This is a genomic window from Aeromonas sp. 9A (assembly GCF_963900955.1).
Classification (GTDB): domain Bacteria; phylum Pseudomonadota; class Gammaproteobacteria; order Enterobacterales; family Aeromonadaceae; genus Aeromonas; species Aeromonas salmonicida.
Genome location: NZ_CAWRFG010000001.1, coordinates 1,381,912 through 1,401,553 on the forward strand (window position 1 = coordinate 1,381,912; position 19,642 = coordinate 1,401,553).

Genomic DNA, 19,642 nt, shown 5'->3' on the forward strand with positions numbered 1-19,642 from the left:
CCGGAGGCCAGCTCAATTCATGAAGCAGATTCAATTCAGACTCTCTGCCACTTATTCTTCAGCCATCCGGAGACTCGCTAATGGAACTGGTGCAATCAACAAGTTCGGCCTCTTTCATCGACAAAGGCGCAAGGCAACTGCTGCTCAAGCTGCTGGGGCGTCTCGAGCACGGTCAACTGCTGCTGCGGGACGGCAGCGATCGTCATAGTTTCGGGGTGGCGGGCACTGACCTGCACGCCGAAGTGGTGGTAAAGGATCCGGCCTTCTATCGCCGCTTGCTGCTGGGAGGCAGCATTGCCGCCGGTGAAACCTGGGTAGAAGGGCTTTGGACCAGCCCGGATCCGGTGGCGCTGGTGCGCTTGCTGGCCCGCAACATGTCACTGCTCGACAGCCTGGAGCGGCGGCTCAGTTGGCTGAGTTTCCCCTTCAACAAGGCGCGCCACTGGCTCAATCGCAATACCCTGACAGGTTCACGATCCAACATCGCCGCCCACTACGATCTGGGCAATACCCTCTATCAGGGTTTTCTCGACAGCCATATGCAGTATTCGAGTGCCATCTATCCGGGGACAGAGTCCACTCTGGAGGAGGCACAACAGGCCAAGCTGCATACCATCTGCGAGCGCCTGGAGCTGGGACCGGACGATCACCTGCTGGAGATAGGCACAGGCTGGGGCGGGCTGGCCATTTATGCGGCCCGTCACTATGGCTGCCGGGTGACCACGACGACCATCTCCCAGGCCCAGCATGACTATGCGCGCGAGTGGATCGAGCGTGAGGGACTCGGGGATCGCATCACCTTGCTGCTGGAGGATTATCGCAAACTGGAGGGGACCTTCGACAAGCTGGTCTCCATCGAGATGATAGAGGCGGTGGGCCACGCCTTCCTGCCCGATTACTTCCGCCAGTTGTCACGGTTGCTCAAACCCGGTGGCCGCCTGCTTATTCAGGCCATCACCATTGCCGATCAGCGTCACGCCCAGTATGTGCGCAGTGTCGACTTCATCCAGCGTTACATCTTCCCGGGCGGCTGCCTGCCGAGTGTCTCCCAGATGGCGGGACTGATTGCCCGCGAGACCGACATGCAGCTGGTGCGGCTGCATGATCACGGTCATCACTATGCCCGCACCCTGGCGCACTGGTGCGAGCGCTTTCTGGCGTTGGCCCCCGAGCTGCCCAAGCTGGGTTACAGCCAGGATTTCATCCGGTTGTGGCACTTCTATTTCGCCTATTGCGAGGGGGGCTTCTGGGAGCGGGCCATCAGTCTGGTCCAGCTGGAGGCGGCCAAACCAGGACCAACGGGCTGGCGGGGTGATGTGCCAGTGAGCGGTCACTGACCATGTGGCAGTGGGCCCATCTGCTGGGGTTCAACCTCTACTGGCTGCTGGCGGTGAAATGGCAGCAGCCGGGTCCGCTGCTGCTGATGCTGCTGCTCCACTTCATCTTCTCTCCAAGCCGCAAGGGGGATCTGTGGCTATTGCCGGTGGCTCTGGCCGGCTGTCTGCTTGATGGCCTGCTCTGGCAACTGGGGCTGTTTCAATTCCCGGCCGGCTTTCCTCTCTGGCTGGTGCTGCTGTGGCTGGGATTTGCCTTGAGCCTCAGCCATGGACTGCGCTGGTTGCGCCCCTTGCCCCGCTGGCAGCAGGCGCTGTTTGGCATGGTAGGTGGCGCCTCCTCCTATGTGGCGGGAGCGGCCATGGGCGCAGTACACTTACCCTGGGGCATCTGGATCAGCACAGCACTATTGGCGGTGATCTGGATGTGGTGGTTACCCGTACTCCTGTGGGTAACGGTCAAGCTTGAGGGTGAATCAAGATGAACACCTTTTCGACCGACGCCTTGTTGTTTTCCAAGTGGACCAAAGAGAGCCAGCATGAGCTGACCGAGCGTTACTATCTGGTGGTTGCCTGCCAGCGTGATGCGCAGGGGCGACTGGCGCGCGTGGTGATGCAGGATATCAACACCTTGCTGGAACAGGAGATGGATTGGCATGAACTGGAAGATCCCGCGAATTGGCACATGGGGTGGAATTAGCCTCCTGATTGCCGCGCTTGGCGCCATGACGGCACTCTCTGTGCAGGCCTCTGCCGCCCCCTGGCAACAGCTGCGCACGGTCGGACAGGGGGAGATGAACTGGCTCTGGTTCAAACTCTATGATGCCACTCTCTACAGCCAGAGTGGCCGCTATCAGCCGGGCCACTATCCCCAGGCACTGACCCTCACCTACGCCAGAGATATCGAGCGGGATGACCTTCTGACCGCCACCGCAGAGGAGTGGCAACGGCTGGGGCTTGGCAGCGAAACGCAGCGCCAGCAGTGGCTTGGGCAACTGGCAGCCTTCTGGCCTGATGTGGCGGCTGGGGACACACTGACCTTCTATGTGGATGAAGCCGGGGTTGGCCACTTCTGGTGGCAGGACAAACCCCTCGGCACCCTTGCTGATCCACAATTTGCCGTCGCCTTTCTGGCCATCTGGCTTGCCGACAACAGTCGCGATCCTGCCCTTACCCGCCGCCTGCGCGGTCAACTCTGATGCTGGAGTACTCAATGTCTTTCTATCGTTGCTGTCGTTTTCTGCTCTTGTTGCCACTCCTGTTGCTCACTGGCTGTGGCGCCAGCCTGGATGACTATCGCGGTCAGGGGCCGAACTGGGATCTCGCCCGTTTCTTCAATGGCAAACTGGTGGCTCATGGCCTGGTGACAGACCGCAGCGGCGAAGTGACCAGTCGCTTTCGGGTCGAGATGGTGGGGCGCTGGCAGGATGGCAAGGGCGAACTGTTTGAGCAGTTCTACTTTGATGACGGCCGTCAGCAGACCCGGACCTGGTTTTTGAGCAAGGGGGCCGATGGTCACTGGCGCGGTACCGCATCCGACGTAGTGGGGGAGGCGGTAGGCAAGACGGAAGGTTTTGCTCTCAACTGGCGCTATCAGCTCGATCTGGTACTGCCGGATGAGCAGGTGGTGAGGGTGAGCTTTGATGACTGGATGTACCTGCTGGATGAAGATCGCCTGATCAATCGGGCCGAGATCAGCAAGTTCGGCATTCATCTGGGCGAGGTGATCCTCTATATCGAACGCATTCAAGGGTGATAAATCTGGATAATCAGCGAGTTGTCACACCAGGCGATAGTCATTCCCTATCAATCACTCAGGTAGCAACGATTACCTCTTGAGTCTGGATGGCGTTAATCTGGCTCCGTCGTCAAATCTGGAGGTGAAACATGAAAAGTCCGATTGGTCTTGATACCGTTCAATCACAAACCCTGGCCGCCGAGCTGAACAAGTTGCTGGCCAGCTACCAGATCCTCTACATGAACGTCCGTGGCTTCCACTGGAATATCCGCGGCAACCAGTTCTTCGAACTGCACCTGAAATTTGAAGAGATCTATAACGATCTGCTGCTGAAGGTCGATGCCTTGGCTGAGCGCACCCTCACCCTGGATGGGGTACCCATGCACAGTTTCAGCGACTACCTGAAAGTCTCTGCCATCCCGGAGCAGAAGGGGCTGCATGACGGTCGTGCCTGTGTCGAATCCCTGCTCGAGAGCTTCCGCGAGCTGCTGGTCGCCCAGCGCCGGATCCTGGGTCAAGCCGCCGAGGCCGGTGACGAGGGGACGGCATCCATCCTCTCCGACTATGTGCAGCAGCAGGAAAAATTGGTCTGGATGCTGCGCGCCTATCTGGCCTGACCGCTTGTTGATGTGAGTTTTGTTGTAAACCTTTGTTGTAAACCTGAGTTGTCTCTCCTTTTATCCACCCGCTTGCCGCCCTGTTTGGGCGGCTTTTTTGTTTTTGATCTGCATCAATGAAAACTTAATTGGCAAATTGAATGCCTATTAAGTTTTTGGCGAGGGGCATAGAATCGCCACAAAACAAGCAACTGAAATGTCCAATTAGGAGAGGCATGATGTTTTGTGTGCAATGTGAACAGACAATTCGTACCCCGGCAGGCAATGGCTGTGCTTATGCACAAGGCATGTGCGGCAAGACGGCCGAAACCTCGGATCTGCAGGATGTGCTGATCTATGCGCTGCAGGGCCTCAGCGCCTGGGCGCTGGCTGCCCGCGAGCACGGTGTCATCGACAACGAGATCGATGCCTTCGTGCCCAAGGCCTTCTTCGCCACCCTCACCAACGTCAACTTCGACTCCGCCCGCATCGTTGGCTATGTCAACCAGGCGCTGGCTCATCGTCAGCAGCTGGCCGACCGTCTGACTGCACTGGCGGTGCAAGTCACCGGCTTGCCCGAGGCCGCCGGTTTCGAGCCGGGTGACGAGCTGCTCGCCCAGCTGGCTCATGCGCCGCAAACCGCGGTCAATCGCGGCAAGAGCGAGGTGCACGAAGACATCATGGGGTTGCGTCTGCTCTGCCTCTACGGCCTCAAGGGGGCTGCCGCCTACATGGAACATGCCCGGGTACTGGGTCAGCAGGATAGCGAGGTAGCCGCCGAGTTCCATCGCATCATGAGCTGGCTCAGCACTGACCCGAGCGAGTTGGATCCCCTGTTCAACTGCGCCATGGAGATTGGTCTGCTCAACTTCCGTGTCATGGAGATGCTGGATCTGGGCGAAACCACGGCGTTTGGCCACCCCGAGCCGACTCAAGCAAGGGTCACCCCTGTGCCTGACAAGTGCATCCTGGTCTCCGGCCACGACATGGTGGATCTCAAGCTGATCCTGGAGCAGACCGCAGGCACTGGCATCCATGTCTACACCCACGGCGAGATGCTGCCGGCGCTGGCCTACCCCTTCTTCAAGCAGTACCCGCACCTGGTGGGCAATTACGGCTCCGCCTGGCAAAACCAGCAGAAGGAGTTTGCCAACTTCCCCGGTGCCGTTGTGATGACCTCCAACTGCATCATAGATCCCAACGTGGGCGACTATAGCGACCGCATCTTCACCCGCTCCATCGTCGGCTGGCCGGGCGTGACGCACCTCGAAGGGGACGATTTCTCCGCAGTGGTGGCAAAAGCCTTGTCGCTGGACGGTTTCAAGCACACAGAGCTCGAGCACTTCATCACCATCGGCTTTGCCCGCAATGCCCTGATGCAGGCCGCCCCGGCAGTGATTGAGAAGGTGAAAGCGGGTGAAATCAGCCACTTCTTCCTGGTGGGCGGTTGTGACGGCGACAAGGCTGAGCGCGCCTACTTCACCGAGTTTGCCAAGGCCGCCCCCAAAGACAGCCTGCTGCTCACCCTGGGCTGCGGCAAGTACAAGTTCAACAAGCTCGATTTTGGCAACATAGGTGGCATTCCCCGTCTGCTGGATGTGGGTCAGTGCAACGATGCCTACTCCGCCATCCAGCTGGCGCTGGCGCTCTCCGAGGCGTTCGAGTGTGGCGTCAATGACCTGCCGTTGACCCTGGTGCTCTCCTGGTTCGAACAGAAGGCCATCGTCATCCTGCTCACCCTGCTGGCGCTCGGTGTGAAAGACATTCGCACCGGTCCGACCGCACCGGCCTTCCTGACCCCGGCCCTGCTCAAGGTGCTGGAGGAGCAGTTCGGCCTGAAAGGGACCACCACGGCCGAGGCGGATTTGGCCGAGATCCTGGCTGCCTGAATCCGGTGATACCGCAGACCGTGCCGGCCTGATCATCTCAGCATGTTGTAAGCCTTTGGCGAGCCTGATGGCTCGCCTTTTTTTCAAAGCGTCGTGTTTCAAAAGCATGTTTTCAAAATGAGGAGCCTTGTGATGACCTCCACCTCTCTCACCCTGCGCTGCATCGGTCGTCGCGCCGACACCCATGATGTGGTGAGCTGGCAGTTCATGCCGCTCGCAGGCAGCCTGCCTCCCGTGTTGGCCGGCCAGTGCGTGACCCTGCACTCAGAGATAGACGGCCAGCCCATGTGCCGCGCCTATACCCTCTCCTCCAGCCCGCAGGATGATTTCTGGCAAGTCACCATCAAGGATGTGGGGCTAGTCTCCCACCATCTGCACCAGAACCTGCAGGTGGGGGACGAGATCCGGGTTGACGGCCCCTTCGGCGACTTCAACCTGGCGGCGCTGCCCTGCGAGCTACCGCTGCTGCTCAGCGCAGGCTCCGGCATCACCCCCATGTGGGCCATGTTGCGCGACGAGCTTGCCAAACGGCCTGAGGCAGACATCCGCTTTATCCACAGCGCCCGCTCGCCAGCGGATGTGATCTTCTCAGATGAGCTGGCTGCGCTGGCTGAATCTCATCCCGGGCTGCGCCATGCCTTAGTGCTGGAGAGAGTATTGGAGCAGGCTTCGGCGGATCATCCCTGGGTGGGCCGACTCAGCCAGGACATGCTGAGGGAATTGGCGCCGGACTTGCTCGCTCGCCACGTCTACCTGTGTGGCCCTGCGCCTTACATGGCGGCTGTGAGTCGCATCTTGGCGGAGCTGGGGTTGCCAGCGGAGCAGTTGCATCAGGAGTCGTTCGGCCTGCCCGAAGCTGTGCCGGTTGCTGCCGCCAGCGACCATTTCTGGCTGACCCTCAAGAAAAGCGGCAAGAAGGTGAAGATACTGCCGGGCCAGACCCTGTTGGCCGCACTGGAGGGGGCTGGCGAGACCATGATGGCCGCCTGCCGCGCCGGAGTGTGTGGCGCCTGTCGCTGTAGCACGACCGGCGAAATTGAGCGCCAGAGCGTGATGATGCTGAGTGCACAGGATCTGGAGAGCGGCGTCGCACTGGCCTGTTCCTGCACCGCAAAGGGGGATATCAGTCTCGACTATTGACGGTTTCATTGGCATCTCAAGCTTTTCCCGATGACGCAGGGCAGGTAGACTCTGCCCAGTTTCACCAGAACACGGGATAACAAATGACAATATTGGTCACGGGCGGCGCCGGCTACATCGGCTCACATACCCTGGTTGAGCTGCTGGGTGCCGGGCAGCAGGTGGTGGTACTGGACAACCTCTCCAATGCCTCCCCGGAATCGCTCAAGCGGGTCGAACGGATCACCGGCAAGCCGGTCACCTTCGTTGAAGGGGACGTGCTGGACAGAGCCTGCCTGCAGCAGCTGTTTGCCGCCCACAAGATTGAATCCGTGATCCACTTCGCCGGCCTCAAGGCGGTGGGGGAGTCGAGCCAGATCCCGCTCACCTACTACCAGAACAACATCACAGGCACTTTGGTGCTGTGCGAGGAGATGGCCAAGGCGGGTGTGTTCCGGCTGGTGTTCAGCTCGTCGGCCACAGTGTATGGCGATCCTGCCTCTGTGCCGCTGCGGGAAGATTTCCCAACCAGCGCGACCAACCCTTATGGTCGCTCCAAGCTGATGGTGGAAGAGATACTGCGTGACTTGTCCAAATCCGATCCGCGCTGGGCCATAGTGCTGCTGCGCTACTTCAACCCGGTCGGCGCCCACGAGAGCGGCCTCATCGGTGAAGATCCCAACGGCATCCCCAACAACCTGCTGCCCTATATCAGCCAGGTGGGCGTCGGCAAGCTCAAGGAGCTGGGGGTGTTTGGCAACGACTATCCGACCCCGGATGGCACAGGTGTGCGTGACTATATCCACGTGGTGGATCTTGCACTCGGTCACCTCAAGGCGCTGGCCCGCATCGCTGCCGATACCGGTGTCTTTACCTACAACCTGGGTACCGGTCAGGGCTATTCCGTACTGCAGATGATCAGGGCGTTCGAGGCGGCCAGCGGACGCACCATAGCGTACCAGATCAAACCGCGCCGTCCCGGTGACATAGCCGAATGCTGGGCTGAGCCGCACAAGGCCCGTGACGAGCTGGGCTGGCAGGCGGAGCGCGGACTCGAACAGATGATGGCCGATACCTGGCGCTGGCAAAGCCAGAACCCGAACGGCTATGGTCCTGCTGAGAAGCCGTGATCAAGGATCATGCGCTGCTCGGGAGCCTCATTTATTCATATAAACTCCGGTCCCTGCGCAGCTCTTCGCCTTGCTGAAAGCTCCTAGCGACGGCCCAGGAGTTCTGAGGGCTAAAGCCTGAATGGCAAAACGCCCCGGCATCGCAATGCCGGGGCGTTTTTTTATGTGCGAAGGGCCTGGTTACTGAATGCTCTTGCCCGCTCGCACATCCTTGATGAAGCCTTTCAGACTTGCCAGATCGCGGGGTGCGCCACGCAGTATCTGGTCACCAATGATGAAGGCCGGTGTGCCTGAGATGCTCATGGCTTCGGCCAGCGCCCGGTTGGTGCCGAGGTTCTGATCTATGCTGCCGTCCTTGATCTTGGCCTCGACCTTGCTCCAGTTTACCCCGGCCGCTTCCGCCAGCTGCTTCACCTGGGCCTCATCGGACAGCGGGCCCTGATGGGCGTACAGCTTCTCGTGGAAGGCCTGGTATTTGTCGGGTTGACCCAGTTGCACCGCCAGCGCCGCCCGGGCCGCGAAGTAGGAGGTCTCGCTCAGGATGGGGAACTGCTTGTAGATGTAGCGGATATCCCTGTCTTCACCCAGCAGTTGCTTGATCAGCGGATGGGCGCGCTTGCAGTAACCGCAGTTGTAATCGAAGAACTCGACCACGGTCAGGCTGCCCTTGGGGTTGCCGCTCTCGGGATCCTTATTGGAATAGAGCTGCTTGGCGTGCGCCTCGATCAGGCTTTTGTCGTTGGCCGCCTGCTGGCTCTCCTGCTTGGCACGCAGGGCATTGGACATCTCGACCAGGATCTCCGGATTCTTGACCAGATAGTCGCGCACGATTTGCTCGACATCGCTCTTGGTCAGCTCGCTTGCCTGAACCGGCGCCGCAAGCAGGGTGGTGCCAGTCAGGGCGCAAAGCAGGGCATGTTTGATTCTCATAAGTCCATCTTGCTGGGAATTTCGTGATGGTCACTATAGTGGGTGAGTCTGTTTTCAAGTCAAGTTATCTGGTTGAAAAAGCGCTGTTTCTGCCCGTTCTATCGACTTTATGCGTCATTTAGCCCAATAAATCGGCAAACGAACCAAAAGGGGATTTACAAGCCGGATCGCCATGGGTAATATTCGCCGCACTGTCGCGGAGGGGTGGCAGAGCGGCTGAATGCACCGGTCTTGAAAACCGGCGATGGGCGACCATCCGTGGGTTCAAATCCCACCTCCTCCGCCATTTTTTACATAGCAAAAAGGCCATCCGAAAGGATGGCCTTTTTGCTATGTAAAAAATGATGCGCGAAGGCATTGGCGGTCACACATTCAAACAAGAGTAAAATCCTTTTGTGGTTTGGTTTTAGTCTCCCAATACACCATGCAAAATTCGATGCCAACCGCTGTTACAAGTGCGCCTTTCTGCCGCCAGGTCAGATAGCATTACTCCTGACTACAAGTCTTCCTTCCTAAATGGACCATCATTCCCATTATGCTGAAACGGGACTGTGACCGCCGAAGCCACCGCAGGATAGCATCATCATGCAGTTGGCTGCTCCAACGGATCCTTCCACTGTCAATTGCGTGAAGCACTGTTTACTCTGTCCGTCAACGTGCGGTCTGAGCGACTATCTCCTGTCTATTTCCAGTGGGTGAAGAAAGTGGCCAAGATGTCTAAGGAGAGAGGCTCGCAACCGACTCAAGGGACTTATGGGATGAAAAGCATTTGCTGTGGGATTATGATGACCTGCTATTTATCAATGTGGCTGATGGCTTTGGCATTAATGAAAGATCGAGCGTCGATATTGGAGGATGGTGAACATGATTGAATGCCATAGTGCATTTTTCGGTGATAGGTTTTAGTACAGCATTTATTAATAAGGCAGTTTCTCATATGAGAGTGGTTATATACGTGCTAATTTATCTTAAGTCCTAACAAATGATTTTTAATAGCAGCGGTAAATGCTACTCGAATTTATTATTGGTAATGTCAACATCTTTCATATTTTTGATAGGCTCCTCGCAAGGAATTGAATTTCTTTTATAAATAAAGCAGTTGCAGGCGGCATATATTTCTCCACATGATGGACGATGCGGATGCCTCGTTCGAATGTGAGCCCCTCTATAGGGATCTCGACCAGTCTTCCACTTTCAATATCATGAGAAACTGCCAGCCGTGAAATAATAGAAATGCCTAGGTTGTGAATGACACCTTGTTTAATTGCTTCCTGACTTGAGATCTCTAGCAAATTATGTAACTGGACGTTATGGGACTCTATCGTCTTGAACAGGAATGAGCGTGTTGCCGAGCCAATGGGTTTGGTCAGAAAAGTTTCATTGCACAAATCAGCCAACTGACAATGACGCTGCTGCGCCAAGCGGTGATTAGGTGAGCTGACCAACACCAGAGTATCGCGATAAAAATTAGTTAGTAAGTAACGCTCTGAATCTATTTTTATCTGATCAGACAGTAATAGAAACTCGACCTCATTTGCCTCCAATTTACGTAGTAAATGTTGTGAGGACGTAATATCTATTAAGAATTTAATATCTGGAGCCTGCTTTTTATACAATGAAAGCAGTCTTGGGATAAGATAGACACCAATAAAATTACTGGCTCCAAATGTAACAGTCCCCTTAAGCGGGTTATCAAGTTGGCGCAGATGTTCATGTGCTGCTTGTAATGTATTAATAACCTGTGCTGCGTAAATGCGAAACTCCTCCCCTTGATGAGTCAGATGCATACGCTTCCCAATGCGATCAAATAGTACTGTGTTTAGTTCCTGCTCCAATGTCCGTATTTTCTGGCTCATTGCTGGTTGTGAGCAGTGCATGAGATTGGCTGTTTCGGTCAGATTAAGACAATCGGACAGAATGAGAAATGCTTGAAGCTGATTTAAATTCATCATTTTCACCTAAAAGTTAGGTATGTTATAAAATATATATGCCATAAGCTGCGTGAGAAGAACAGTGGTTTCATATCATTTTCTTCCTGATTTCAAGTTACTACCATGAGGGTTACTATTGGGGTCGACACTCACTCATCATATAGACTTTCTCCATCGATATCCCCCTAATAGGTAAATATTATGACTTAAATTCAAAAAAGCAATTGGATTTACATACTGTTTTTCATGAAAGTAACATGGCACATGCTAAAAGGAGAAAGTCGCATGAACATCAGTCCATTGGGTGAATCGCATAATATGCCCCCTCAACAATTAAACAAGAAACTAAAAAGCTCATCATTTTTGAATAAATTTGGCATTCCTATTTCAATAGTAGTGTTTTTAGTTTTGATGTTTATGCCAACTCCTGAAGGCCTGACTGCTGAAGGTAAAAAGGCATTGGCAATATTTTGTTCAGCCTTGGTGATGTGGGTGTCAGGATCATTGCCCATCTATTTGACATCCATAATTGCTATCATTATGTTGGTGCTGACCAATACAGTAAAAGAAAAAGCTGCATTTAGCACCCTGGGATTTGATGTCATATGGTTAATGGTCTCAGCATTTATTTTGACATCCGCCATGATGAAGTCGAATCTGGCTCGTCGCTTTGCTCTATGGATGATTACTCATTTTGGTCAGACCCCTAAAAAAACTCTATTGGTTCTGATATTCATCAACTTTGCATTGGCCTTTTTCGTTCCATCGACAACCGCTAGAGCAAGCCTAATGGTGCCTATTTGTATTATTTTATTAGAAATTTATCGGGCTATCCCAGGTGAAAGCAACTTTGGTAAATTAACAATGTTGCTAGGGGTGCAAGCTGATGCTATTGCTACATCTGGTGTCATGACGGGTACTGCAGCAAACATGATAGCTGTTCGATTTATTGAAGAACAAACTGGTGCAAATATTGGTTATATGGATTGGTTGATGGCCAGCATGCCAACAGCAATTCTAACTATGCTTCTTACTTATGGCGTAGGATTACGGCTGTTTTCATTCAAGGGCGAAGTAGGTTTTTCTGAAGGAATGAATAAACTGACAGCCGAATTGGCGTCGCTGGGTAAGATAACTAGCAATGAAAAACGAGCGATAGCGATCTTTATTTTTACTGTCGTGCTATGGGCAACGGAGGACTATCACGCAGTCTGGTTCAATGGCTGGAGTATCAGTGTATATATGACAGCTGTGATAGCTGCAGTTTTATGTTTGATGCCGAAAGTTGGCTTGCTGACATGGTCTGAGGCAAATATAAAATGGGACTTGATGTTATTTGCGGCCGGAGCCTACGCTGCAGGTAATGCATTGGAATCAACCCAGGGAGCTCAATGGATAATTGGTAAGCTAGTCTATGGTTTGGGACTGGAAACAATGACTCCGACTACCACCTATATAGTGGTTATTTTCCTAAGTATGTATAGCCACATGATTTTTACTTCTAAGACGGTACGTACTACTATTTTGATTCCTGCATTTATTGCACTGGCTAAAACATTAGGCCTTAATCCAGTTACACTCGCTCTCGCAGCAGCCTTTACCTTGACATACACAATTACATTGCCACCTCATTCGAAAGTTAATGCTATTTATTTCTCCACAGGTTTTTTTACAGTTCTAGATCAGCTGAAATATGGTGTTATCACTTGTTTTATTGGTGCGACTATTATTTCAATTGCGGTGTTGAGCTGGTTCAAATTACTTGGTTATACTTTGTGAAACTTATAGACTATGAATGGTGAAATTTAATATAAATAGGATGTATAAATATGCGACTTATTCTAATGAGACACGGTGAAACACTATGGAATATAGAAAAACGTCTGCAAGGACATGAGAATACACCTCTTTCTCCTCGTGGAATTGCTCAGGCAAAGGCTATTATCCCAAATGTCCGCGAACTTGCTCCGGCACGAGTTGTTAGCTCGGATCTTGGCCGTGCTCGACAAACAGTCGATATCATTGGATATAGTCAGGCTCCCTCAGATCCTGAGTTACGTGAATTGAACATGGGTGTATGGACAGGGCAATCCAAGCCTGATTTAATCGCTACCCAAAAAGTGCTCTATGATGAGTGGCGGGCTGGTACGTTTACCCCTGAAGGTGGTGAGAAATGGGATGATTTTTTATCCAGAATAGAAAAGGCACTTCATTCATGGGTTCAGGCCGGCGATGGAGATCTTTTAGCTGTAGTACATAGCGGTGTTATACGAGCAGCTTGCGTAATATTGATGGGATTGAAACCTTCACAACTGTTACCTGTAACGCCTGGGAGTCTGACGATTTTTAATTTTTCCAGACATTCATGCCGGCCTCAATTGGAAGCTTATAACATAGGTGGGTTATCACCTGATAAATCTGTGGCGGATTAATTAGGTTATGACTCTTCCTTTAAGGAAGAGTCATAACCTTCCCCCCTCTATGGTCTTGCAGACCTTTGTATTTTATATTTCTATAATTTATTTTATGAGATTCATATGGTTTTTTGAGGTTATCAATAGAACGTTTATCTGGTGTCTAGTGTATTCGAAATTAATGTGTAACTTCGTTTAAAACTTCTGTGGTGTACGTAGCAAACGCCAAGTTTGCAGGCATTATTTACCGGAAAATTTTGGTTCTGTGATGGGAGCGGGTTTACGAGTTGTTTATGCTTGTTAACATGCGGTACGTTTCCATGTTTGGCCACCCTATCTTGTGCACGATCCTCATACCGTAGAAATGAACACCCTGCATGCGCTGGATCTCATCGCCCAGTTTGAGACGGCCGCTGATGAGCGCACCATAGTGACCCTGTTGCGTGAACTGACAGCGCGCATGGGGTTCGATTATTTCAGGCTCGGCCTGATCTTCCCCAGTACCATTCAGCGTCCCGACGTCATCATCTTCAACGGTTGCCCGCGAGCCTGGGTAGATACCTACACGGCCAGCGGCTTCTTTGCCATCGATCCCATCGTCAAACGCGGCATGACCCAAAGCACACCCATTCTGTGGGCCGATGTGGCGCGCGATGACGAGCGTTGCGATGAGCAGGGCCGGGAGGTGATGCAACTGGCCAGCGAATTCGGCATTCGCGATGGCGTGACCTTTCCCTGGCACGGTGCCAACGGCCATGTGGGCCTGCTCTCCTTTATCACCAGTACACCACGTAGCAGCCAACAGTGGCTCTCGGCCGTGCCATTTCTCAGCTGGCTCTCCATGCATATCTTCGAGGCGGTAGCCAGGGTCTGTCTGGCCGGTCTGTCACCGCAGGATGCACTGAGCGTGCGGGAGCTGGAGGTGTGCCGATGGGCGGCGGAGGGAAAGCAGGTGAGTGACATTGCCCAGATATTGGGGATCACTCCTCGTACCGTGACGTTTCACCTGAACAATGTAGTGAGCAAGCTGGGAGCCAGCAGCAAGAGCCAGGCCATCTCATGGGCCCTGAAGCAGGGCGTCGTCAGACTGAATGTAGAGATGGCATTGGTTGCCAATGTGGATGAAGGGCAGTGATTCACTTTGTATCGCGCAACAAATTGCGCAATATGCGAAATATTCAGCTGGCAGAGCAACTATTCCCGGTGTAAACGGTGGTCGGGCGCAGCTTATTGCGTCATGTGAGCTGGCTGGTGCAAAGCTATGTTGTTAATGCATTGAAAAATATGAAATAAAAAGAGTGGCATGGTCGCTGCTAATGGTTTCGGTCGAGTGTCATTACCGTTCAACCAATCAGGAGCATACACATGCCAACTCCATGTTATATCAGCATCGAAGGTAAAACCCAGGGCAACATCACCGCGAGTGCCTTCACCTCCGATTCCGTCGGCAACATCTTCGTGCAAGGTCACGAAGACGAGATGCTGGTACAAGAGTTCCAACACGTTGTGACCGTACCGACTGACCCGCAATCTGGTCNGGGCGGGTGGCCAGTACGGCATGATGGCGATTCCGCGCATCGGCCATGAAGTTATCGTGAGTTTCCTGGAAGGGGACCCCGACCAGCCCATCGTGACCGGCCGCACCTTCCACGCCACCAACCGGCCGCCCTACGACTTGCCTGCCAACAAGACCCGCACAGTGCTGCGTACCGAAACCCATCAGGGTGAGGGCTTCAACGAGCTGCGTTTTGAAGACCAGGCTGGGCAGGAAGAGATTTATATCCACGGTCAGAAAGACCTGAACGTGCTCATCGAAAATGATGCGGCCTGGCATATCAAGCACGACCAGCACACAGATATCGACAATGAGCGAGTCACCCGCATCAAGGCCAACGACCACCTGAGTGTGGAGGGTGAGAAGCGTGACCAGGTCAAGGCGGACTATTCCCTCACAGTCGATGCCTCCATGCACCAGAAACTGGGGCAGTCCCTGCTGGTCGATGCTGGCTGCGAAGTACACCACAAGGCGGGTATGAAAATAGTGATGGAGGCAGGCGCCGAGCTGACCCTGAAAGTGGGTGGCAGTTTTGTCAAGATTGACCCGAGCGGTGTCACCCTCAGCGGCGGTTCCATCAAGATGAACTCGGGTGGCAGCCCGGGGGCCGGCTCCGGCTGGGGTGGCCAGATGCCGATCCAGCCCGGTGAGGTTGAAGTGGTAGCACCGCCGCCGCCGATGGAGCCTGTGCGTCAGATTGCGACGCTAAAATCTGCCGAGCCAGTGTGTGAAATTTGTGAGCAGTTGGCCGGGCAGGAAGGGGGCGATTGATGGGGGCTATCCCAATCGAGATGACGCCCGATATCGAGCTGGCCAACGCTGAGCGGCTCTATTTGCTGCTTGATGGTGCCCGTATTCCCGAGCTGGAGCGAGTCTTGTTCGAACAGGACGATGCTCCCGCTTATCAGCCTATTTATCTTTATGCTCCCTGGGACAGCCTGCGAGAGGTGAGCCCCTGTCTGGTGTGTGCAACGCCTAATCTGCTCGATTGGTTTATGCAAAACCGTGAACCATCATGGGGTTACCTGCTATCGTCCCAGCTTGGCTTGTTGCCTCTTGCTGAGCGACTGAGAGCGCTAATCGAAGTCGAAAGCCCTTACGGCAGCCGGATCCTGCTCAAACTTGCCATGCCTGAGACCATGTGGCGTTTGTTTATGGATGACGAGCCCTGGCTCTGGCAAGACGTTGAGCAGGTCTGGATCCCGGTGCGGCAAGCCAACCAGCCAGTGTGGTGGCACAAGACAGTGTCACCTGAGCTGGGTGAGCCGGTTGGCAAACGGTTCAGACTCTCGGATGCGCAGTGGACTCGCCTGGGGGAAGTCACCTGGTTGAGCACTCTGGATGCTATCTGGCGCCATATGAATAAATGGTTTCCGGCTCGTTTGCAGGAACAAATTGAGCCCGCAGCATGGATTGCCCGTTGGGCCAAACAGGCTTATCAACTGGGATTTCAGACAGAGCGTGACCTGCTGCTGTTTTTCAATGTGCTGGGATTTGTCGGTGATGGATGGTGGGAGAACCATGACTACCCGAGCCTGACCAAACTGCTGACGGTACCTTCGGCACAGACACCATCACAACGTGTGGAGCTGGCGGCCGGTTGGGCAGAGCAGCGCGCATTACCACTGGAGTTAACCTAAATGGGCAAAACCTACCTGGTTAAACAGGGTGATACCTTGGGCGACATTGCTCGTCGCAATAACACCACTGTCGATGCCATTGCCAAGCTCAACGGCATTACTGACCCGAACAAAATTAATAGCGGGCAGACCCTTAAACTGCCTGAATCGAACAGTGCGGCTGCGGGCGACACATCGACGCAGCCGAAAGGGGGAGCCAATGCGGATGCGCGGGCTTCAGGCATCACAGATTGCCAGAGTCCAGCCGGTGTATGTCCATGCAATGGAGATATATCGCTGGTGCCGGTGCGTTATGCCATCGATGAGCGACCTGCCAGCAAAGGGGGGGCCCAACCCCATCCGTTACCGAAAGGGCCGGACTTTAGATGGCCCTTGGCCCTCAAAGGCAGTGCCTACACGTTGCGCCAACTGCGCGATGGTTGGCTTTATGTCTATAACGAGACCAGCAAAGAACTCGACGAGTATGAAATCAAAGGGGCGCAGTTTATCCATGCCAGCAAGGGTGCCAAGGGGCATGTCATTTATCCGCGTTCAGCGATGTTGTCGCTATGCTATTCACCCCACGTCTGGAGTGAGCGCATCAAATCAATAATGAGTGATGTGGATAAAGGAAAGAGTGTGCGCAGCCAGTGGATGAGAACGCTCAGTTTGCCTGCGTTTGTCTGCAACTTGGGACACACCCATGGCGCGCCCATCGATCAGCTCAATAATGTGGCAGACATGAACGATGGCAATCAGGCTTTTGTGCTCTCTTGTACACCCCTTCTCAAAGATGTTGATGAGGACCAACAAGGGGATGTGCGTTTGCTGTCACACAAGGCAGCCTACAGCCAGTCGATCTATATGACAAACATGCCAGATCCCAAGAGCGCCATGATGATCGCACTCGCTGATCCGCTGGCGGATGTGGCTGATTTGAGCATGGTGGTGAATAGCTTGATGGCGCAGCAGGATGTATTGCTGGGAAGTAATGACGAGGAGCGAAAGCAGACGAGTCACAAGCTGATGATGGCAGAGGTTACCCGCAATCTGGCGCGAGTGCGGGTAGGCGAGCAAGACTTGCCCGCCTCGGTGCGCGGGGATGCGGCCAAGGCCTATGAGTTTGAAACTGTGCTAGATGAGTATCTTGGCTATCGCAACCTCGAACAGATGGAAGAGATGTCTGGTGAGGCTCTTGGGGCGATGAGAGGCATACGTTCACCGCTGGCCGAGCGGGTTGATGACTTACAAAAAACATTGGCCAACGAGTATGGTTTTACCCCGAGTCTGGCGCAAGAAAAGGCCTGGAGTGAGCGTAGCCGTTTTCAAAATGAGGTGAACTGGAAGGGACTGAACGACTTTGTGGCTCGTTATCAGGCGCCCTTGGCAGAGCTTGCCCACGAGCTGGCGCTGGCCCATCAGGATTTGAGCGTGGCGATCTCGCATCTTAAAGCAGACCCGCTGCCGTTGGGGCTGGACCCCGAGCAGGTAAAGGGGCAGGCCTATTTATCCTTGCTGTTTGCCGAGGCGGGGCAGGCGCTGAGCTTAAGTTGCCAGGATGAACGCGCGGCCGAGGCGATGAAGAAACTGGCATCGACGCCGAGCAACTTGCTGGCGCTTGGGCCTTACGGCTTTGATGTGAGGCTGTTTGATGGGTTGACGGCGCAGACGGTGGATCAGCCCTGGCTGACCGGCTCATCTGGAGATATGACCGCCTTTTGGGGCCGTCTTGCCGACCTTGAGAGTTTGCTTGGCGATGAGCATATCAAACAGAAGGGATGGTATCAGGCATCAGCGGCAGTTTTTGATGCAATGCGAGAGGCGAGTCGCGAACTGGCCAAGGGGGCCAGGGAAACGCTACTGGCGGTAGTGCTGCCCCATGGCAATATCAACAATCTGGGCACCTTGCTGCGCCTTGTTTTGCTGGAGTCAGTACTGGGCGAGATGCCATTACAATTGGCGGAGCATGGCGCGTACAGAACGAAGCAGAAGGCGTTTGAGCAGAGTGTTGCCAAAGAGCAGCAGAGCAGCCACACGGATCGGAGTGGTGGTTATCAGAGCAAACATCATCAGGACACACAGAGTGTCATCAAGCAGCAGAAAATGTTGGCGCTGATGCAAGAGGCGTCACCCCTCATCCAGTTGAAGGCGGATGCTTATACCGAAGCGGGGCGGCAGTATGTACGCGGTTATCTGACGCGGGTGAGTGAGGCGCTGGGCAGTGGCAAGCGGGAGCTGTTTACCGCCCTCAATAGCAACAATACCGTACCGAATATGGGCACCGTTGGCGGTTTGGTGGCGCTGATTAACCTCTGGAACCTGTTGGTAGTTACGCAGGCAACGGGGGAGAATATCAATTCGCTCGGAGAGGCGCGCGCGGCGGCGCAGTGGGGGGCAGCAGTCGGCTGGACAGGCAATGCGGTGATGGCGCTCTATCAGGGCCAGGCATGGACGGCCATGCAGGAGGTGCCCAGCCTTAAAAATATGTCGATCAAACTGGCTGTTTCAGAAAGTGACCATGTAGCTATCGTCAAAACCTTTACCAACAGAATGCTGGCCTTTGCCGGATTGGGTTTGGTGGCCGCGGTGGCGGAGGCATGGGATACCTTTGAGGCAGCCAAAGATCCGCTATTGGGTGAGATTGAGAGACTGCTGATGCGGGCCAAGATATGGGTTTTGGGTGGGCAAGGAGTAGTTTTCTTCATTCAAGTCGCCACACTTGGATCCTCAAGTTTTGGGCTCGGTGCTATCAGCGCCATCTTCGCTACCTGGATGCTAACCAGCTTGTTTGTGCTGGGGGTGGCCTATCTGCTGCTGACTGTGCTGATTAATATCTTCAAGCGCAGCGAGCTGGAAAAATGGCTGGCGCAATCAACCTGGGGCACCCAGCCTAATACCCACTGGACCGCCGAGCAGGAGTTAAAAGAGCTGGAGCACATCGTCCATAAACCCGCGGCGCGTATTGTGACGAAAGAGACCTCCTCGCGTTTTGGTTGGGGTGGCACCAGTTATGACCGCTATCTGGAGATAGACCTGCCGGGCTATCTGCAAGGTCAGTGGTTCGACCTGCACCTGAGTGGCCAACCTCAACTGGGAATAGGGCAAGGGGCTGGCATTCGCAGCGTTGAGGAGGTAAAACGGCTTTCCGCCAGTATGACGCCATATACTCCCGTCCTCAGTGATGGCCTCTGGCAAGGGAGTCAGTTCAGCCTGTGGTTGGGCCCCCAGAATAGCGAATATCGGCTGACGGTGAGCTATGGCGGCTTGTATGGTGGTCAGCTTATCTTTAGCGGCAAGGCGAGCCGGGGGGAGATGATATTAAGCGCGAGCAGCGCGGGGGCGTTGGTAATGACCAGGCTACCGGTGGGCACAGCAAAGGGATAACTA

At 54.3% G+C, this 19,642-nt stretch carries 16 protein-coding genes, 1 tRNA gene and 2 pseudogenes; 17 read left to right on the plus strand and 2 right to left on the minus strand.

Annotated features, from left to right (window positions below; translation table 11 throughout):
• Window positions 1-80: 80 nt before the first annotated feature.
• The 9 genes from AACX78_RS06765 (at window position 81) to galE (ending at window position 7,806) form a co-directional block, all read left to right on the plus strand.
• Window positions 81-1,337, plus strand: coding sequence for an SAM-dependent methyltransferase (locus tag AACX78_RS06765; RefSeq protein WP_005311930.1), 1,257 nt, complete (start codon window positions 81-83; stop codon window positions 1,335-1,337).
• 2 nt (window positions 1,338-1,339) lie between these two features.
• A complete protein-coding gene (locus tag AACX78_RS06770) occupies window positions 1,340-1,819 on the plus strand; it encodes a DUF2878 domain-containing protein (protein WP_159165742.1) in 480 nt (159 codons plus the stop codon).
• Window positions 1,816-2,034, plus strand: a complete 219-nt coding sequence (locus AACX78_RS06775) for a TIGR02450 family Trp-rich protein (protein WP_005311934.1) — start codon at window positions 1,816-1,818, stop codon at window positions 2,032-2,034. Before AACX78_RS06770 ends, AACX78_RS06775 begins: the two co-directional genes overlap by 4 nt.
• Window positions 1,991-2,533 carry a chalcone isomerase family protein gene (locus AACX78_RS06780; RefSeq protein ID WP_201302801.1) on the plus strand — a complete coding sequence of 181 codons (543 nt, stop codon included), beginning with the start codon at window positions 1,991-1,993 and terminating at the stop codon, window positions 2,531-2,533. The genes AACX78_RS06775 and AACX78_RS06780 overlap by 44 nt, the downstream gene beginning before the upstream one ends.
• 14 nt (window positions 2,534-2,547) lie before the next feature.
• Window positions 2,548-3,090: a DUF3833 domain-containing protein gene (locus AACX78_RS06785; RefSeq protein ID WP_192896222.1), complete on the plus strand. Its 543-nt coding sequence runs from the start codon at window positions 2,548-2,550 to the stop codon at window positions 3,088-3,090.
• 131 nt (window positions 3,091-3,221) lie between these two features.
• Entirely contained in the window at window positions 3,222-3,689 is a 468-nt protein-coding gene (locus AACX78_RS06790; protein ID WP_159165743.1) for a Dps family protein, read from the plus strand.
• Between the two features lie 218 nt (window positions 3,690-3,907).
• Window positions 3,908-5,557: a hydroxylamine reductase gene (gene hcp, locus AACX78_RS06795; protein WP_159167469.1), complete on the plus strand. Its 1,650-nt coding sequence runs from the start codon at window positions 3,908-3,910 to the stop codon at window positions 5,555-5,557.
• A gap of 132 nt (window positions 5,558-5,689) precedes the next feature.
• A complete protein-coding gene (locus tag AACX78_RS06800) occupies window positions 5,690-6,697 on the plus strand; it encodes a hybrid-cluster NAD(P)-dependent oxidoreductase (RefSeq protein WP_159165744.1) in 1,008 nt (335 codons plus the stop codon).
• Between the two features lie 83 nt (window positions 6,698-6,780).
• The gene (gene galE, locus AACX78_RS06805; protein ID WP_159165745.1) at window positions 6,781-7,806 is read left to right on the plus strand and encodes a UDP-glucose 4-epimerase GalE; all 1,026 of its coding nucleotides are present in this window, start codon (window positions 6,781-6,783) and stop codon (window positions 7,804-7,806) included.
• 180 nt (window positions 7,807-7,986) lie between these two features.
• On the opposite strand, the gene AACX78_RS06810 is transcribed toward galE, so the two are convergent.
• The gene (locus tag AACX78_RS06810; RefSeq protein ID WP_159165746.1) at window positions 7,987-8,736 is read right to left on the minus strand and encodes a DsbA family protein; all 750 of its coding nucleotides are present in this window, start codon (window positions 8,734-8,736) and stop codon (window positions 7,987-7,989) included.
• Window positions 8,737-8,934: 198 nt separating this feature from the next.
• Here AACX78_RS06810 and AACX78_RS06815 point away from each other — a divergent pair.
• Window positions 8,935-9,022 (plus strand) — tRNA-Ser (locus tag AACX78_RS06815).
• A 757-nt stretch (window positions 9,023-9,779) separates the two neighbouring features.
• On the opposite strand, the gene AACX78_RS06820 is transcribed toward AACX78_RS06815, so the two are convergent.
• On the minus strand, window positions 9,780-10,685 hold the full coding sequence (locus tag AACX78_RS06820) for a LysR family transcriptional regulator (RefSeq protein ID WP_159165747.1): 906 nt from the start codon (window positions 10,683-10,685) through the stop codon (window positions 9,780-9,782).
• A gap of 267 nt (window positions 10,686-10,952) precedes the next feature.
• On the opposite strand from AACX78_RS06820, the gene AACX78_RS06825 reads away from it, so the two are divergent.
• The 7 genes and pseudogenes from AACX78_RS06825 to AACX78_RS06855 all read left to right on the plus strand — a co-directional run bounded on the left by AACX78_RS06825 (window position 10,953) and on the right by AACX78_RS06855 (window position 19,639).
• Window positions 10,953-12,446 (plus strand): SLC13 family permease, encoded by a 1,494-nt coding sequence (locus tag AACX78_RS06825; RefSeq protein ID WP_201302802.1) that lies wholly within the window; start codon window positions 10,953-10,955, stop codon window positions 12,444-12,446.
• Window positions 12,447-12,496: 50 nt separating this feature from the next.
• Window positions 12,497-13,099: a histidine phosphatase family protein gene (locus AACX78_RS06830; RefSeq protein ID WP_159165748.1), complete on the plus strand. Its 603-nt coding sequence runs from the start codon at window positions 12,497-12,499 to the stop codon at window positions 13,097-13,099.
• Window positions 13,100-13,445: 346 nt separating this feature from the next.
• On the plus strand, window positions 13,446-14,216 hold the full coding sequence (locus tag AACX78_RS06835; protein WP_201302803.1) for a LuxR family transcriptional regulator: 771 nt from the start codon (window positions 13,446-13,448) through the stop codon (window positions 14,214-14,216).
• A 230-nt stretch (window positions 14,217-14,446) separates the two neighbouring features.
• Window positions 14,447-14,665: pseudogene (gene tssD, locus AACX78_RS06840) on the plus strand (type VI secretion system tube protein TssD); the annotation flags it as partial.
• Window positions 14,622-15,407, plus strand: a pseudogene (locus AACX78_RS06845) (type VI secretion system Vgr family protein); the annotation flags it as partial. The pseudogenes tssD and AACX78_RS06845, both read left to right, overlap by 44 nt.
• A complete protein-coding gene (locus AACX78_RS06850; RefSeq protein WP_236556294.1) occupies window positions 15,407-16,276 on the plus strand; it encodes a DUF4123 domain-containing protein in 870 nt (289 codons plus the stop codon). The pseudogene AACX78_RS06845 and the gene AACX78_RS06850, both read left to right, overlap by 1 nt.
• On the plus strand, window positions 16,277-19,639 hold the full coding sequence (locus tag AACX78_RS06855) for a T6SS effector BTH_I2691 family protein (protein WP_159165750.1): 3,363 nt from the start codon (window positions 16,277-16,279) through the stop codon (window positions 19,637-19,639).
• Window positions 19,640-19,642 lie beyond the last annotated feature (3 nt).

Coding starts and splice junctions, on each gene's coding strand:
- AACX78_RS06825 (WP_201302802.1), top strand. CDS start 10,953: ATGAACATCAGTCCATTGGGTGAATCGCATAATATGCCCCCTCAACAA.
- AACX78_RS06765 (WP_005311930.1), top strand. CDS start 81: ATGGAACTGGTGCAATCAACAAGTTCGGCCTCTTTCATCGACAAAGGC.
- AACX78_RS06810 (WP_159165746.1), bottom strand. CDS start 8,736: ATGAGAATCAAACATGCCCTGCTTTGCGCCCTGACTGGCACCACCCTG.
- AACX78_RS06830 (WP_159165748.1), top strand. CDS start 12,497: ATGCGACTTATTCTAATGAGACACGGTGAAACACTATGGAATATAGAA.
- AACX78_RS06780 (WP_201302801.1), top strand. CDS start 1,991: ATGAACTGGAAGATCCCGCGAATTGGCACATGGGGTGGAATTAGCCTC.
- AACX78_RS06855 (WP_159165750.1), top strand. CDS start 16,277: ATGGGCAAAACCTACCTGGTTAAACAGGGTGATACCTTGGGCGACATT.
- AACX78_RS06820 (WP_159165747.1), bottom strand. CDS start 10,685: ATGAATTTAAATCAGCTTCAAGCATTTCTCATTCTGTCCGATTGTCTT.
- AACX78_RS06770 (WP_159165742.1), top strand. CDS start 1,340: ATGTGGCAGTGGGCCCATCTGCTGGGGTTCAACCTCTACTGGCTGCTG.
- AACX78_RS06850 (WP_236556294.1), top strand. CDS start 15,407: ATGGGGGCTATCCCAATCGAGATGACGCCCGATATCGAGCTGGCCAAC.
- AACX78_RS06800 (WP_159165744.1), top strand. CDS start 5,690: ATGACCTCCACCTCTCTCACCCTGCGCTGCATCGGTCGTCGCGCCGAC.
- AACX78_RS06835 (WP_201302803.1), top strand. CDS start 13,446: ATGAACACCCTGCATGCGCTGGATCTCATCGCCCAGTTTGAGACGGCC.
- galE (WP_159165745.1), top strand. CDS start 6,781: ATGACAATATTGGTCACGGGCGGCGCCGGCTACATCGGCTCACATACC.
- AACX78_RS06775 (WP_005311934.1), top strand. CDS start 1,816: ATGAACACCTTTTCGACCGACGCCTTGTTGTTTTCCAAGTGGACCAAA.
- AACX78_RS06790 (WP_159165743.1), top strand. CDS start 3,222: ATGAAAAGTCCGATTGGTCTTGATACCGTTCAATCACAAACCCTGGCC.
- hcp (WP_159167469.1), top strand. CDS start 3,908: ATGTTTTGTGTGCAATGTGAACAGACAATTCGTACCCCGGCAGGCAAT.
- AACX78_RS06785 (WP_192896222.1), top strand. CDS start 2,548: ATGTCTTTCTATCGTTGCTGTCGTTTTCTGCTCTTGTTGCCACTCCTG.